This window comes from Hymenobacter citatus, assembly GCF_014333615.1.
Lineage (GTDB): Bacteria > Bacteroidota > Bacteroidia > Cytophagales > Hymenobacteraceae > Hymenobacter > Hymenobacter citatus.
The window spans coordinates 313234-327950 of record NZ_JACSCY010000005.1 but is presented as its reverse complement, the minus strand read 5'-3'; the positions used below and the strand labels follow the sequence as shown (position 1 = coordinate 327950).

Sequence of the window (14717 nt, the reverse complement as noted above, 5' to 3'; positions counted from 1 at the left end):
GTAAGATAATCAAAAAAATCCTAAAAAGTATGCATACGGTGGAGGCGCCTTTTTGGTCAGAAAATACAAACGGGCCAGCCTTTTTTGTCCAGGCTGGCCCGTTTGTACCACTTATTTTTTCGCGCCTCTTACTGCTGCGACCGATAGACAGTAGCCACCGGCGCCCCTTGCGGTAGTAGCTCTGGCTCGGCCGAGAGCGAGGTAGGGGCCTTGCGTACCGCTGGTTTCAGCGGACGGCCCCAGTAGTCGGTAGTGGGGCGCTGGTGCAGGCTAAGGGCCATGCCCGGCGCAGTAGACCAGCCTGTTTCGTATACGGGAGTATCTACTACCTCTGCACGAGCCACTTTGCGGGGGCGGGCCTTTAGGGGGCGGCCGTTGTAATCGGTGCTGGGGCGGGCGCTAACTGTGGGGTTGGCTGCCGGGGCTACCTTCCAGCCGGTAGGGTAGGAATCGGAAGTAGCAGCCGGCGCCGAGTCAAACCAGGGATTCGAGTCGGTAGTCGTTGTCTGGGCTTGGGCGGTGGTGGCACTACCCAATAAGAAGAGAGAGGCGGCAGCAAAGAGGAAGCGTTTCATAGGAGTGGAAAGATGAAGTGAGAAACAGAACTCAATACCCCCCTGCGGCTAGCAACTCCAAGACGTCTCCCGAATCTATCCAAACCAAAGTGGGTATTCTCCTACTTGCAGCAACCGTACCAAAAAGGTGAAATGGTGAGTAGTGAGATGGTGAGTGGTGAAGTGATGAATAAAGTTTGTCATCCTGAGTGCAGCGAAGGACCTTATCACGCGTGCACGACATCCGAGCTAACGACTCGTTCTAGCGTGAGAAGGTCCTTCGCTGCACTCAGGATGACACGCGCTTTCTGATTCACAACTTCACAAACTCACAACTTCACCATCTCACCATTTCACCATCTCACCATTTCCCCTGTACCTTTGCGGTATGATGCAGGAGAATATCACGCGGTTGCGCGCCGACATGGATGCGTACGACATCACCAGCCCCGAGCAGCTGGAGCAGTTCCGCATTGCCTTCACTGGCCGTAAAGGCCAGCTGGCCGATCTGTTCGACCAACTCAAAACCGTGCCCCAGGAGCAGCGCCGCGCTGTAGGGCAGGAACTGAACCAGCTGAAGCAGTTTGCCCAGCAGCGGTTTGATGAGCGACGCGAGCAGCTGGAAGCGGCCCAGAACAACGCCCCCGCCGATCCTACCTTCGACTATACCCTACCCCCCACGCCCCAGGCTCTGGGCACGCGCCACCCCTTGAGCCTGGTGCGCGAAGAAATGGTGCGCATCTTCTCCCGCATTGGCTTCAACGTGGCCGAGGGACCCGAAATTGAGGACGACTGGCACAACTTCACGGCCCTCAACTTCCCCGAAAACCACCCGGCGCGCGACATGCAGGACACGTTCTTCATCGCCCCTACCGCCCCGCCCGCCCACCTGGAAAATGGTGAGATGGTGAATAGTGAAATGGTGAGTGATGAGCGAATGACCGCTACTCACCATCTCACCATCTCGCCATCTCACCTCCTGCGCACGCACACCAGCACGGTGCAGGTGCGCGTAATGGAAAGCCAGCAGCCGCCCATCCGCAGCATTATGCCGGGGCGGGTGTACCGCAATGAGGCTATTTCGGCGCGGGCGCACATGATGTTCCATCAGGTGGAAGGCATTTTCATTGACGAGGGCGTGAGCTTTGCTGATCTGAAGCAGACCGTGTACTACTTCGTACAGGAGATGTTTGGGGAGGCTATTCAGATTCGCTTCCGGCCGTCGTTTTTCCCCTTCACCGAGCCTTCGGCCGAAATTGACATCACCTGCCTGATTTGCAAAGGCAAGGGCTGCAACATCTGCAAGGGGAGCGGCTGGGTGGAAATCGGGGGCTGCGGCATGGTAGACCCCGCCGTGCTCCAGCAGTCCGGCATCGACCCCGAGCGCTACTCCGGCTACGCCTGGGGCATGGGCATCGAGCGCATTACCATGCTCAAGTACCAGATCAAAGACCTGCGCCTGTTCACGGAAAACGACATGCGTTTCCTGCGTCAGTTCGAGGGCGCATAGACTTTGTAGCAGCAGATTGAAATAAAAAAGAACGTCCTGGGGGCTGAACCAGGGCGTTTTTTCGTTTGCAACACTGCCCATCGCCATTTCCCTGCCCTCGCTATGTCATCTACCCGTACAAACCAAGCGCTACTGGCTCTTTTGCTGTTTCTGAGTCAGGCGTTACTAGGCTGTGGCTCCGGCAGCCGCAACGACCCCAGTCCGCAGATTCCCTACGCCATCGTAAACGAGGTGCTGAATCTGACCAACCAGGAAAACGCCAACCTGCGCTTCGACAACGGCGCCATAACCCACGCTGGTGGTCTGCGCGGGCTGATTGTGGTGCGGCAGCCCGGCGGCACCTACACGGCCTTTGAGCGCACTTGCCCCTACCAACCCCAAAACGCCTGCGCCCGCGTTAGCATCGACCCTTCGTCGCGCCTGTTCCTGGTTGATTCGTGCTGCGGCTCCCGCTTCGACCTGCAAGGGCAGGTACTGGCCGGTCCGGCCACGCGGCCCCTGCGCCGCTATACTACCAACGTGTCGGGTAATTTGCTGAGCATCAATAATTAGAAAATTTATCTGAGTTTTTTTGCCTCATAATTTGCAAAAAGCGGGAATCTGCCCTAATATTGCACCCGCAACGACAGATAAACGTCGCCATAACCGCTTCCTTAGCTCAGCCGGTTAGAGCATCTGACTGTTAATCAGAGGGTCCCTGGTTCGAGCCCAGGAGGGAGCGCCACACAAAAGCCCGGTAGTAGACTTTAAACCAGTCTGTTACCGGGCTTTTGATTTGCTTACTACTGCTAGTTGGGGGTAGAATGGTGGCAATGCGACGAGGCTGTAGAACGCACCATTCAACCGCAGGCCTAAACCGCAGCCGCTTGCTCGATGTTGAATAGTCGAGACCTGATTACACCAGAAAATCAACCCCGTTATTCTATGTCTATTACTTTCCAGGCCGATGTAATTGGTCTTCAGCGCATCAGCGAAGCCGTTGGCACTACCCTCAAGCACATGCGCGCCTACGCCCAGCCCGGCATGACTACCAAAGAGCTGGACGAATACGGCGGACAGCTGCTGACGACGTTAGGCGCTAAGTCGGCCCCACGGCTTAGTTATGGTTTTCCGGGTTGGACGTGCATCAGCGTGAACAACGAGGTGGCGCACGGTATTCCGTCGGCGCGCAGAGTGCTGCAGGAGGGCGACTTGGTGAACATCGACGTATCGGCGGAGCTAGACGGCTACTGGGCCGATAACGGCGGTTCTTTTGTGCTTGGCACTGATCTGCATCAGCACCAGCCGCTGGTAGACGCCTCGCGGCAGATCCTGCGCACGGCCCTCAGCCGTATCCGCGGCGGGGTGCGCATTGCCGATATTGGTGGGCTGATAGAAGGCGAAGCGCGCAAGGCGGGCTTTCGGGTGATTAAGAACCTGGTAGGGCACGGCATTGGGCGCAGCTTACACGAGGAGCCCAAGGAAATACCCTGCTTCTACGACCGGGGTAATAACCAGCGCTTCAAGAAAAACTCGGTGGTAGCCGTGGAAACATTCATCTCCACTCGCGCCTCCATCGCGCACCAAACCAACGACGGCTGGACGTTGGTAACGAAAGACGGCAGCTTCGTGGCCCAGCACGAGCATACCATCATCATCACAGACGACCAGCCAATTATCCTAACCAAGGCAAATGGCATCTGGGAGTAGGCAAGATGAGCAATCAATAGAAAACAAAAGTGCCGGCTACCAGCCGGCACTTTTGTTTTCTGGCTTCCGGTGAAGGAAGGCAAGCAACCTGCACCTTAGCGCAGTACTACCGGGAAGGTCACGTTCGCATCGTCGGAGCCGGGGGCTTCGGTGCCGTCCTTGGTGCCGGGCTGGTGGCGTAGCCGGATAGTCAGATTGCCCGACGCAGCAGCTCCCGTTTGTACAGTGGTAGTGAGGCCTACTTCCAGGTTGTTGCGGTCCTTGTCGGTGCGCGTGATGGTCATGAGGCTAGTAGGATTAGGCGTGTATACTACCAAATGCTCATAGTTTTCTTCCTTCACTTCTTCGGTAATGTTGTCAGCAGGAGTTTTCGTCTCGTCGAGGAACTCGACAGTACCGGTGTAGGTGGTATTAGGTGCCAGCGTGATAGTGCTGATGGTAGGAGCCGTGCCGCCGGCACCGTCCACGTCTTTCCACTCGGCCGTTATGGCCTGGCCCGTGCCGCTGGTGGGCGTGAGTCTATAGCGAATAGTAGTGATGAACTCATTGTCGTCTTCGGGCTCCGGGTCGCTATCGTCGCTGCACGAGGCGAAGAACAAGGGAGTAGCCAGCAGAAGCGCGGCAAAGGGGCGGAAAAGTGAAGTCTTCATGGGAAAAAAGAAAAGTGAAAAAGTGAACGAAATGCTTAGTTAGGGCTAAAATTCAAGGGGACATGCACGCGTAGCGTCACGTTGCGGCCCATGTCGTCGGCGAAATAGCGGAAGCGGTTCAGGTAGTCGCGGTACCGCTCGTTGAGCAGGTTGGAGCCAGCCAGGCTCACCTCCACAGGGGTGCCGCCCAGGCGTAGGGTAGCGCCTACCTCGGCACCCAGCAGGCCATAGCCATTGGGGGCGGGCTGGGGGTCGTACTCGGCGCTGGGCACGCGCGTTTGTCGGCGCACCGCCGTGCCCCGTACCAAGGCAAAGAACTGGCTGGCGCGGGCGGCCTTCTGGCCGGCCCAATCGCGCCGCACCGACAGCTCAAACCGGTCGGCGGGCACGTAGATGAGGTAGTCGTTGAGGGTACGGTTGCGTGCCCGAATCACGGCCGCTTTGCCGTTGAGCAGCCAGTTGGCGGCCAATTGATAGTCAAGGGTAGCGTCTACGCCGCGGAATACGGCATCGGTCTGTTGGAAGCGCCAGGGTAGGAAAGAGCCCTGAATAGTGGTAATCGGCTCGCCTATCACCTGGTAGATGTAGCCGTTGATGATGTTCTGGTACACAGTCAGCTCCCCGTTCAGGCGCGGATTGTCGTGCAGGGTAGCCGTCAGGCCCAAATTGTAGGAGGTTTCGGGTTGAAGCGGGAGCGTGCCAGCCGGCCGCGAGATATCGTAGCCTTCCTCGTAAATGCCGCCGTGCACGCCCTGGGAGTACCGCTCGTTGGCGGCTGGGGCGCGCTGCACTAGGGCCGCGTCGGCGCGCAGGGTGAGGTGCACGTTGGCATCGTACACGGCCCCTACTGAGGCCGAGGGCGTCCAGAACTGAAAGCGGTTGCGCGCCACGCCGTAGAAGGAGCTAGAGTCCGTCTCGAAGCCGCGGGTGAGGCGGCGGGTGCGCAGGTCGCGGTGGTCGAGGCGCAAGCCGGCTTCCAAGAGCAGACGCTCGTGCTGCCAGCGCTCAATCACGAACGCGCCCTCCGTACGGTTGGTGTAGAACGGGATAAACTGCCGCGTACCGCCCGCATAGCGGTTGAACTGGTAGGTGCCGCTCAGGCCCACGCTACCCCGAAAGTTGCCTAAGGTAGGGTGTTCCCACACCACATCGGCGGTGGTGGTGTAGTTCTGGTAGCTGAGTTGGGGCAGGTTGCGCCGCCCCGCGTCGCTCGACGCCCGAATCACGTCGTACTCGTCGCGGTAGTCGCGCTGGTTGGCTACGGTAGCCGTCAGTCGCCCGCCGTTGCCGGTCTTCACGAAGCCGCTCAGCTTGGCCAGATCATGCTGGAGCTGCTGGTAGGGCCTGTCAATCTGGTAGCTGAAGCCAGGGTTGAGGATGGGCCGACCGCGGGCAATAGCGGCTTCCAAGTCGGCGCGGTTGCCCACAATGGCGCTACTTAGAATACCCAGGCGGGAGTTGAACTGACTGTAGAAAGCCTCCACCCCGTAGTTGTCCTTGCGCCAACCCACGGCCGCCGAGAAGTTGTGCTCCCGGAAGCCGGTATTGTCGAGGCGGTAGTCGGGGGTGCGGGTGTTGCCTGCCTGCTTCAGGGTACCTTGCAGGCGCCAGCTCAGGGCGGGTAGGCGGCGCAGGTTGCCATCCACCGCCGCCGACACGGCCCCTAGCCCGTTGTTCGACATGCCCACTAGGTTTATATCGGCCCCTACCCCCGCCGAGTCGCGCAGGGCTTTGGGCTGCACCAGCACCACGCCGCCCACGGCATCGGTACCGTAGCGCACGCTGGCGGCGCCCTTCACTACGGTTAGGTCAGATGCAATAAACGGGTCGATTTCCGGGCCGTGCTCCTGCCCCCACTGCTGCCCTTCCTGCCGCACACCGTTGTTCATAATGGCCACGCGATTGGAGTGCAGGCCATGAATCATGGGCTTGAAAATGCTGGGGCCGGTTTGAATGGCGGCCACGCCGGGGAGCTTCTGCAAGGCTTCGCCCAGGGCCTGACCACGGGTTTGTTGCAGGGCCTGCCCCGAGAGTGAGCTGCTGGCCTGGGGTAGGGGCGCCTGCACCCGCTCGCCGCGCACGGTGGCGCCGCGCAGCGTCACGGCATCGGGGTGGAGCTGGAAGTTGCGTACAGTGGCGCTGTTCAGGCGTACCTCGGCCCGCTCGGTGGCGTAGCCGATAAAGCGCACCTCCAGCTGGTAGGTGCCGGGGCACACATGGAAATGGAAGTTGCCGTCGGCGTCGGTCTGGGTGGCTTGCTGGCCGGGCTGCACAATTACGGTAGCCCCCGCCAGCCCCTGCCGCGACTCGTGGTCGGTGATGCGGCCCGCCAGCGGCAGGTTGCACCCACTTTGGGCCGCGCTGCTACGCGCAAAGCCCAGGCACACTCCTGCCGTCAGCAAGAACGCTACAAAGCGAAACAACATGAAATAGAGGGGGTTAGCAAAGCAGCCTGTTGCTGTATGTCGAAAGACAATAGGCTGATGATTAGCTACATATAAGGTAATGTAGCTGTGCTGCGCAGAAGCGTCGCGCAAATATGTAATGTCTCTGGATGGTCAGTAGACCAGCAAGCGGCTGCCTACCCGAGCATAGCTACTACGGTAGCTTACGCACTATAACGCAGGCAGAAACAGCACATAAAAACAGGCGCGTTTACGCCTGCCAGGCCGCTGGGGGGCCGCGCAGATGGCAGGTAGCCGCTAGGGCCTGACGCCATACCGACTGGCGCGGCATCATCCAACGGGGCGCGTGCGCAATGCCATTAGCAAAGACTACGCTTGTTGCCGAGAGCTGAAACGGAACGTTATAGAACTGATCTACGCTGCAATGCTGGTGCTGGGCCGAAACCACCGGCGCCCTCTTACGCGTTGCCTCATGCACCGTGTGCTCATGCGCGTGCAACGCCAACAGCCACGTATCCGGAACCATCACCCGCACGAAGCAGATGAGGAGGAAATAGGCTATAAAGGAGCGTAATGCAAGCATGCAGGCAACGAAAGGCGCAGAAGAAAGCGCTACTTGTCCAAAGCGTGTGGTAAACAACGCCCGTTTTGCACAAATGTTGCAAAATAATTTTTGAAAGAGGCAGTACCAGCACGCAGGATAGCGTAAAAACACCTTTCCTGCATCCTTGTGAAGTGTTATTATTATGAAGTATAATTTTGTTAGTGAGTTATTTGTGTGATAATCTATCGTGCTCTTCAAAGAGGTGATGTATGGGCTAAGGTAATGTGCTGTAGTCGGTGTTTAATGCAACGTGACTACGAAGTAGCTTCTGTCTGCAACAGCTGCCTTACCTGCTTCATCATCAACCCAACCGGGCAGCGTGCACGAGAAGAAGCCTCGGATGGTTGAGTAAATAGCAGATAATGAGTTGCTAAAGCGTCAGGGAACAAACCCGGTGCCCCTAGGTGTCTGGCTGATGTGCCCATCCATTTTCGTCTACCCAACTTCTTCCAACAACGCTTCCCATGGCTGCTGTGGCTGCTGGTGTGGCCCCTGGCTGCCGGTCGCCTCCCCAACACCGACAAGCCCCTTACGCTCCGCCCCGAACCGCTGGCCTTGCAGCCGCCTACCTTCCGGGTGGCGCAGGTGCGCGACGAGCGGCCCGACCGCCGGGCCGTGGCCTGGCTGCTGCCCGCGCCCGGCACCAACCCGGCCACCCCGCGCCCAATCGATTTGCAGGGCGGGGCCGCAGTGGCCTTGCAGCAGTTTGCCACCCAAAGCCTACCAAGCCAGCCAAGCACGCGGGCGGTGCGGGTGCGTATCCGCGCACTGCGCATCACGGAAAAGGCTGCGCCGGGAGGACGTGTGGAGGGCGAAATACAAGTGCAATTGGCCTTCGACTGGCTCCGGCCCGATGCTGCGCCGCTATTGCTCACGGAGTACCGCAGCGGTGCACGCTACGGTCGCCTGGCTACGGATGCCGCGGTGGTGGAGCCGGCCCTGCGGCAGGTGCTGGCGGGTGGGCTGCGCTACCTCAATGGGTGGTTGACACGAGCTGCCGAGCAGGATGCGCGCCTGGCTACCCGCGTGCAGCCCACCTTCCGCTACGACCAGCGCCAAACCGAGCCCGACACACTGTTCTACGACCCGGCGCGGCCCCTGGCTTGGTCGGATTTCACGGGGCCACCGCGGGCCGGCAACTTTGCGGCGGCCGTGTTCCCGGGGTTTTCCTACCAAGGCAAGCCCCGCCTGCGCAACGGGGTGATTGAGCTGGATATCACCCTGCAAGTATTTGTGGTGCGTAGCTCCTCCTGGGTAGGGCCCGGCAAAAATGCCTACTACCTAGCTCACGAGCAGCGCCACTTCGACTTGGTGAAGTTGGTGGCCGAGCGTTTCCGCCGCTCCGCCACCGCCGACAGCCTCACCGTGGAGGACTACAACAGCATCCTACAGCGCCAATACCTGCGCTCCTTCATGGAAATGAATCGCATTCAGGAACGGTACGACGCCGAAACTCACCACGGCACCAACGCCGCCGCCCAGCAGCGCTGGGACCAGCAGATAGAAGCGGATTTGCGGCGGTTTGGGGAAAGGTGAGGTTGTGAAATTGTGAGTTGGAAATAGGAATCTACCTGTCATCCTGAGCAGAGCGAAGGACCTTATCACGCGTGAACGAGTCGTTGTTATGACTGTCGTTCACGCGTGATAAGGTCCTTCGCTCTGCTCAGGATGACAGGTGTGTTTTGCATAACAACGACTCGTTCACGCGTGATAAGGTCCTTCGCTCTGCTCAGGATGACAGATTCTTCCCTACTTCCAACTCACCACCAACGGCGAGCTGATACGCTGGGCAAACTCCGCCAAATACGTGTCCCAAGCATCGGCGGAAGCAAACTGCCCGCTTTTCTGCCACCCGAAACCAGCGTAGAACACCACTACATCTTGTTGAGGCTTGGTGACCATGTAGAGCTGGCTCTGATCTTTCTGCTCGCTGCGGTGCTCCTGGTAATCAGTAAGATAACGCGGGGCTACTACCACGCCGGTGCCCAGGTAGGAATCATCTATCTTCTCCCAATAGCGGCACCAGCCGGCTTTGGGGTCGGCCTTCACCTCGCCTTTTTGCTCGTGCAGGGTGAGGCCTACGGTGCAGTTGGGGAGGGGCTGGCCGGCCGAAAGGTGCTCCTCGTAACGCGTGAGGTTACTGCCCCGATCCAGCGAAATGCGCTTGGTTTCCATCACCGACAAGCTACCGGCGGGGTAGGGTGCATACGTCAGCTCGAACACCGTGCGGATGAGGCCGGTGGCCAGCACCTTGTACTTGGTGAAGTTCTTGGATACGAATAGCTTACCATCCACTAATACGCCGGTGCCGCCCACGCCGCGGCTGCTGCCCACGTGGTAGGGGTCGTAGCCCTCGCCGATGTCGGTGTGGTAGGCAAAGGGCTTCTCGTGCACGTGGCGGCCGTACCACTTGTCGATGATGGGGTAGGGCACGCGTTTCAGCCAGCAGTCCATGCCACTGCTGAGCGTGCCGTTGGGGTCCTTTTTCTCCGCTAGCTCCTGGGCGTTGGGGCCATAGGTGCGGAAGGCCACCCGGTCGTTTTCCCAGGCAAAGTCGTCGGTGCGCTCCGGCACGAAACGCGCAAACGTGACATCGGGTGTGGTCGGAACCGGCCCCGCCGCGGCCGGTTCCACCGTAAACGTCTTGCTTGCCCTGGCCCCAATATCCGTCTGAAACAGCAGTTCGTCGGGCTTGCCGTCGGCGTCGTTGTCTACCAGCTGACTGATCAGCAGGGCTTTGCTGGCCGCGTCGCGCACGCGCAAATCGGCGGGGTCTAGCTGGCGAGCGGCGGCGGGCAGCTTAACCAGCGGCAGGCTGATGGTTTCGGCGCGGCGGGCCAGGTTCAGGGCGTTGCGTACTGTGATGGTAGCGGCCGGGCGAGGCGCTGGGGCCGCGCCCGCAAACAGCAGCGCGGCCAGAGGTAGGGCAAGCGGTAACGGTTTCATCGGCAAATGAAAAGGGTAGGAAGCAGGCTAGCGCAGTTTGTCGATGGGGGCGGGGTCCATGTCGGTATACTCCTGGTTTTCACCACCCATACCCCAGATAAACGTGTAGCCGGCCGTGCCGCAACCCGAGTGAATCGACCACGGCGGCGACAGAATGGCCTGGCCCTCGGCTACCCACAGGTGACGGGTTTCCTGGGGCTGGCCCATTAGGTGCAGCACCCGCTGGCCCTCGGCCAGATCGAAGTAGAGGTAGGCCTCCATGCGCCGGTCGTGGGTGTGGGCGGGCATGGTGTTCCACACCGAGCCGGGGTGCAGCTGCGTGAGGCCCATCACCAGCTGGCAGCTGGGCAGGCCTTCGTTGTAGATGTACTTGAAAATGGTGCGCTGATTAGCGGCTTCCATGGTGCCCAGCGTCACGGGCGTGGCCTCGGCCTGGGTGAGGCGCTTGGTGGGGTAGGTGGCGTGGGCCGGGGTAGAGAGCAGGTAGTAGCGGGCCGGCTGCGACGGGTCGGCGCTGGCGAATACCACCTCTTGGGCGTCCTTGCCCACGTACAGGCAATCCTGGCGGCCCAGCTCGTAGGTGGTGCCATCCACCGTCACGGTGCCGGGCTGGCCGATATTGAGAATGCCCAGCTCGCGGCGTTGCAGGAAGAAGTCGGCCTTCAGATTATCGGGGCAGGGCAGGGGGATGGCGTCGCCGGTGGGCACCACGCCGCCTACCACCATGCGGTCGTAGTGGGTGTATACCAGCTGAATATCGCCGGGCACAAACAGGTTTTCCAGCAGGAAGTTCTCGCGCAGCTCGGCGGTGTTCATCATGGCCGTCTCGCGCGGCCCGATAGCATATCGTTGGATCATGGTTGTTAGGGTCTTGGGGTCTTGGATGGGATGTTTAATTGGAACTGTCATCCTGAGCGCAGCGAAGGACCTTATCACGTCAGGGCGACTTGCGTAACAACGACTCGTTCTGCGGGCATAAGGTCCTTCGCAAGCTCAGGATGACAGCCGTATTTATTCACAATTTCACCACTCACAATTTCACCACTTACCTCCCCATCCAGCCGCCGTCGACGGTGAGGATAGTGCCGTGTACGTAGTCGGCGGCCGGCGAGGCCAGGAAGACGGTGGGGCCTTTGAAGTCGGCAGGGGTGCCCCAGCGGTTGGCTGGGATGCGGCTCAGGATGCTCTGCGAGCGGTCGGGGTCGTTGCGCAGGGCCTGGGTGTTGTCGGTGGCGATGTAGCCGGGGGCAATGGCATTCACGTTTACGCCCCGGCCGGCCCATTCGTTGGCTAGGGCCTTCACCACAGAGCCAATGGCGCCTTTGCTGGCCGCGTAGCCCGGCACCGTAATGCCGCCCTGAAACGTGAGCAGCGAGGCCGTGAAGATGATTTTGCCGCTGCCACGTTGCAGCATTTGCCCGCCAATGGCGCGGGCCAGCCGGAAGGGCGCATCCAGGTTGATGGCCAGCACCTCGTCCCACAGCTCATCCGAGTGCTCGGCGGCGGGGGCGCGTTTGATGGTGCCGGCGTTGTTGATCAGAATATCAATCTGCGGAAAGTCCTGCTGCACTTGGGCGATAAAGGCATCCACGGCCGGGCGCTGACTGAAATCGGCCTGGTAGGCGTGAAATTGCCGGCCCAGCGCCTGCACCTGCTGCTCAGTCTCGGAGCCGCTCAGCGCCAGCGACGACGACACGCCGATGATGTCGGCGCCGGCTTCGGCCAGACCAACGGCCATGGCCTGCCCAATGCCGCGGTTGCAGCCCGTTACAAGGGCCAGCTTGCCCGTCAAATCGAAAGAAGAAGTCATACGTAAAGGGTAGGAGGTAAGCCGACAAGATAGAGCACGTGGCCGGTTCCACTGTCCTGGGCTGTCGGGGTAGGGTAGGAAAAGTGGGGTCTTACAGGGCGTGGTCGGTCTTGATATCCTGCCCCGACCAGATTTTTTTGGCGGTCCAGTCTTGGGCCGAGGCGGTCCAAAACGCGTCGGTGCTGGGCAAGCCCAGGGGCAGGAAGGCGGCGGTGCACAGGTAGAGGCTGCCTGTGGAAATGTAGACCTCACCAATGCCCGGCTGATGCCCACATAGCCCAATTTGCAGCCAGCCCTTGCTGTCGAAGGTGCCCTTGGGCTCTAGGGTGCGCCGGATAACGGCCGTGAGGGCGCTGCGCACCTGCCCGGCCGGCAACTCCTCGGGCAACAACTGCTGCAAGGCCACCTGCGACAGGTGCTGAAACGCCCCGCAGCGGTAGGCCAGCGAGCGGCCGAAAGCGGCAAACGAGCCATCGGCACAAATCAGCCGCTCCTGCACCTGGGCATAGCGCCGGGCGCGGGCGCGCAGCAGCTCCAGCAGCTCTTTGCGCTCCTTGCCGGCCGCCACCAGGGTGCCCACTACATCCAGCAGCATGGGCTGAATCACGTAGCTATTATAATAGTCCCAGTGGTAGTCGGGGCCGTCGCCGTAGGTGCCGTCGCCCTTGTACCAGGTCAGGTGCTCTTTGATGGCGTAGTCCATGCGCATCAAGTCGCCAGCGCCGGTGAATTTCAGCAATGCCGCCTCAATGATAGCACTGAACAACAGCCAGTTGCTGTAATACGGCTTGATGACGCGGCTGCTTTGCAGAGCCGCTACCAGCTGCGTCTTGGTAGCCTCGGGCAACTGGTCCCAGAGCTGGGTAGGGGCGCGCAGCATGGCGTGCGCCAGAAACGCGGCGTCTACCACCGGCTGCCCGCCCTCCGTAAAGTTCAGGAAGTCCGGCGACTGGGGGTTGACGCCCTGGGCAATGGCCTGGCGGGCCAGCTCCCGGTAGCGCTGCTGCCGGGCCAGCTCGTTGGCGGGCACCGCTTGTAGCTCCAGCCAGGGCGCCAGCCCCGTGAGCGTGCGACCCAGCGCTTCGAGGTAGGTGACACTGCGGCGGCCCGCTTCCTGACCGGGGGCAGATTCTACGGGCATCTTAGCTTTCAGCCGACCAGCCGCGGCGTTGGTCAGCACCGGGTCGGCTACTTTCAGCAAGGTGCTGAGCCAGTATTCGCGGTCGGTAGGTTTGGCAGGGGTGGGTAGGGGCAAGGCGCTGCTCGCCAGGCTGGCACCGGGTAGGGCCAGTGCCGATAAAGCCGCCGCCGATTGCGCAACGAAGGTGCGTCGTTCCATGAGCAGAAATAGAGTAAAACGAAGCAGCCGGGCTACTTCAGCTTGATAACTTCCGAACCGGCCAGCAAAAACGCGCCGGTGCCGTACACCTCCCAGCTGTCGGCCGAGAAGTCGCGGCGCGGGTCGGCGCCGATGGGCTGCACCCACCCCACGCGCCCCTCCGGCGACACGCACCGGTTCAGCCCGGCCCACGCTTGCTGCACATGGGGTAGGTAGGTGGCTTGGTCGAGCAGGCCCTGGTTGATGCCCCAGGCCAGGGCGTAGCAGTCGAAGCCCGAGCCTGAGGCCTCGCCGCCGGGGTAGGCGCCGGGGTCGAGGAGGCTGGCGCGCCACAGGCCGTCGGGCTGTTGCAGCTCGATGAGGCGGGCGCTCATCTCCTTGAATAGGTTTTGGTAGAACGGCCGCGTGGGGTGGTCCTTGGGTAATTCTTGCAGGATTTGCACCAGGCCGCCCATCACCCAGCCATTGCCGCGGCTCCAAAAAATGGGCTGGCCGTTGCTTTCCTTCTTGCCCTCGCCGGCCGCGTTCCAGAGGTAAGAGGCGTCGCGGGTGAACAGGTGCTGCTGCTGGTTATAGAGCCGGCGGTAGGTCTGCTTATATAAGGTGTCGTTGAAAGCGAGGTAACGGGGCTGGTTGTCGATCAGGGCGGCCTTCACCAGCACGGGCGGACCCATAAACAGGGCATCGCACCACCACCACGTAATGCCGTGCTGCTGCACCTCGGGGCCGGGCGTGGTGTAGAGCTTATCTAAAGCGGCCAGGGTAGGCGCTATCATCTGCCGGTCCTTTTTGAGGCGGTACAGATTGAGGTAGGTCTGGCAGATGGCAATGTCGTCGGCGTGGTCGTAGCGCTTGGCGGGGCGCCATTGGGTGCGGTTGCCCATGGCCATGAGCGAATCCAGCACCCACTTGGTTTTGGTGGTTTGATAGGCCGCAAACACGCCCGAGTAGAAAGCTGCGTTGGTCCAGTCGGTGAGTTCGTGCTTGGGGTGGGCCAGTTGCCAGCGGGTGGCTTTCAGCAGTTGCTGCTTGATGAACTTGGGCTTGAACAGCGCCTTGTCAACCGGCGTGGTGGCCTGGGCATGGCTAGTCAGAGGTAGACTTAGCGTGAGAAGTACACCGGTAAGCAACCGGCGCAAACGGAAAGAACGAGGCATAGGCAGTAGGGTAGGGAAGGTATCCGCAATAGTAGGCATCTGCCCGCACAAGG

General features: G+C 60.7%; 13 protein-coding genes and 1 tRNA gene. 5 read left to right on the top strand and 9 right to left on the bottom strand.

The annotated features are described in order from the left end of the window. Positions 1 to 128: 128 nt before the first annotated feature. The gene (locus H8B15_RS09455; protein WP_187319424.1) at positions 129 to 575 is read right to left on the bottom strand and encodes a hypothetical protein; all 447 of its coding nucleotides are present in this window, start codon (positions 573 to 575) and stop codon (positions 129 to 131) included. A 370-nt stretch (positions 576 to 945) separates the two neighbouring features. On the opposite strand from H8B15_RS09455, the gene pheS reads away from it, so the two are divergent. The 4 genes from pheS (at position 946) to map (ending at position 3753) form a co-directional block, all read left to right on the top strand. Further along, positions 946 to 2064 (top strand): phenylalanine--tRNA ligase subunit alpha, encoded by a 1119-nt coding sequence (gene pheS / locus H8B15_RS09450; protein WP_187319478.1) that lies wholly within the window; start codon positions 946 to 948, stop codon positions 2062 to 2064. Positions 2065 to 2166: 102 nt separating this feature from the next. Then, positions 2167 to 2616, top strand: coding sequence for a QcrA and Rieske domain-containing protein (locus H8B15_RS09445; protein WP_187319423.1), 450 nt, complete (start codon positions 2167 to 2169; stop codon positions 2614 to 2616). 95 nt (positions 2617 to 2711) lie between these two features. Further along, positions 2712 to 2788, top strand: a tRNA-Asn gene (locus H8B15_RS09440). A gap of 200 nt (positions 2789 to 2988) precedes the next feature. Then, positions 2989 to 3753, top strand: coding sequence for a type I methionyl aminopeptidase (gene map, locus H8B15_RS09435; protein ID WP_187319422.1), 765 nt, complete (start codon positions 2989 to 2991; stop codon positions 3751 to 3753). Positions 3754 to 3848: 95 nt separating this feature from the next. On the opposite strand, the gene H8B15_RS09430 is transcribed toward map, so the two are convergent. The 3 genes from H8B15_RS09430 to H8B15_RS09420 all read right to left on the bottom strand — a co-directional run bounded on the left by H8B15_RS09430 (position 3849) and on the right by H8B15_RS09420 (position 7391). Further along, on the bottom strand, positions 3849 to 4403 hold the full coding sequence (locus H8B15_RS09430; RefSeq protein WP_187319421.1) for a hypothetical protein: 555 nt from the start codon (positions 4401 to 4403) through the stop codon (positions 3849 to 3851). A 35-nt stretch (positions 4404 to 4438) separates the two neighbouring features. Next, on the bottom strand, positions 4439 to 6829 hold the full coding sequence (locus tag H8B15_RS09425; RefSeq protein WP_187319420.1) for a TonB-dependent receptor: 2391 nt from the start codon (positions 6827 to 6829) through the stop codon (positions 4439 to 4441). A gap of 229 nt (positions 6830 to 7058) precedes the next feature. Further along, positions 7059 to 7391, bottom strand: coding sequence for a hypothetical protein (locus H8B15_RS09420; protein WP_187319419.1), 333 nt, complete (start codon positions 7389 to 7391; stop codon positions 7059 to 7061). A gap of 438 nt (positions 7392 to 7829) precedes the next feature. Here H8B15_RS09420 and H8B15_RS09415 point away from each other — a divergent pair, with 438 nt between their 5' ends. Continuing rightward, a complete protein-coding gene (locus H8B15_RS09415) occupies positions 7830 to 8948 on the top strand; it encodes a hypothetical protein (RefSeq protein ID WP_187319418.1) in 1119 nt (372 codons plus the stop codon). 213 nt (positions 8949 to 9161) lie between these two features. On the opposite strand, the gene H8B15_RS09410 is transcribed toward H8B15_RS09415, so the two are convergent. The 5 genes from H8B15_RS09410 to H8B15_RS09390 form a co-directional block, all read right to left on the bottom strand. After that, the gene (locus H8B15_RS09410) at positions 9162 to 10358 is read right to left on the bottom strand and encodes a DUF4861 domain-containing protein (protein WP_187319417.1); all 1197 of its coding nucleotides are present in this window, start codon (positions 10356 to 10358) and stop codon (positions 9162 to 9164) included. A gap of 27 nt (positions 10359 to 10385) precedes the next feature. After that, complete coding sequence (gene kduI / locus H8B15_RS09405; RefSeq protein WP_187319416.1) at positions 10386 to 11216, bottom strand: 5-dehydro-4-deoxy-D-glucuronate isomerase; 831 nt, start codon at positions 11214 to 11216, stop codon at positions 10386 to 10388. Positions 11217 to 11403: 187 nt separating this feature from the next. After that, a complete protein-coding gene (gene kduD, locus H8B15_RS09400; protein ID WP_187319415.1) occupies positions 11404 to 12168 on the bottom strand; it encodes a 2-dehydro-3-deoxy-D-gluconate 5-dehydrogenase KduD in 765 nt (254 codons plus the stop codon). A 91-nt stretch (positions 12169 to 12259) separates the two neighbouring features. Further along, complete coding sequence (locus H8B15_RS09395; protein WP_187319414.1) at positions 12260 to 13507, bottom strand: DUF2264 domain-containing protein; 1248 nt, start codon at positions 13505 to 13507, stop codon at positions 12260 to 12262. Positions 13508 to 13539: 32 nt separating this feature from the next. Then, positions 13540 to 14664, bottom strand: a complete 1125-nt coding sequence (locus H8B15_RS09390) for a glycoside hydrolase family 88/105 protein (RefSeq protein ID WP_187319413.1) — start codon at positions 14662 to 14664, stop codon at positions 13540 to 13542. Between the last annotated feature and the right edge of the window lie 53 nt (positions 14665 to 14717).

What these genes read in the sequence shown, in the direction of transcription:
- H8B15_RS09455 (WP_187319424.1), bottom strand. Translation starts at nt 575, where the DNA reads ATGAAACGCTTCCTCTTTGCTGCCGCCTCTCTCTTCTTATTGGGTAGT.
- H8B15_RS09430 (WP_187319421.1), bottom strand. Translation starts at nt 4,403, where the DNA reads ATGAAGACTTCACTTTTCCGCCCCTTTGCCGCGCTTCTGCTGGCTACT.
- H8B15_RS09390 (WP_187319413.1), bottom strand. Translation starts at nt 14,664, where the DNA reads ATGCCTCGTTCTTTCCGTTTGCGCCGGTTGCTTACCGGTGTACTTCTC.
- H8B15_RS09395 (WP_187319414.1), bottom strand. Translation starts at nt 13,507, where the DNA reads ATGGAACGACGCACCTTCGTTGCGCAATCGGCGGCGGCTTTATCGGCA.
- H8B15_RS09425 (WP_187319420.1), bottom strand. Translation starts at nt 6,829, where the DNA reads ATGTTGTTTCGCTTTGTAGCGTTCTTGCTGACGGCAGGAGTGTGCCTG.
- H8B15_RS09410 (WP_187319417.1), bottom strand. Translation starts at nt 10,358, where the DNA reads ATGAAACCGTTACCGCTTGCCCTACCTCTGGCCGCGCTGCTGTTTGCG.
- H8B15_RS09420 (WP_187319419.1), bottom strand. Translation starts at nt 7,391, where the DNA reads ATGCTTGCATTACGCTCCTTTATAGCCTATTTCCTCCTCATCTGCTTC.
- kduD (WP_187319415.1), bottom strand. Translation starts at nt 12,168, where the DNA reads ATGACTTCTTCTTTCGATTTGACGGGCAAGCTGGCCCTTGTAACGGGC.
- map (WP_187319422.1), top strand. Translation starts at nt 2,989, where the DNA reads ATGTCTATTACTTTCCAGGCCGATGTAATTGGTCTTCAGCGCATCAGC.
- kduI (WP_187319416.1), bottom strand. Translation starts at nt 11,216, where the DNA reads ATGATCCAACGATATGCTATCGGGCCGCGCGAGACGGCCATGATGAAC.
- H8B15_RS09445 (WP_187319423.1), top strand. Translation starts at nt 2,167, where the DNA reads ATGTCATCTACCCGTACAAACCAAGCGCTACTGGCTCTTTTGCTGTTT.
- pheS (WP_187319478.1), top strand. Translation starts at nt 946, where the DNA reads ATGCAGGAGAATATCACGCGGTTGCGCGCCGACATGGATGCGTACGAC.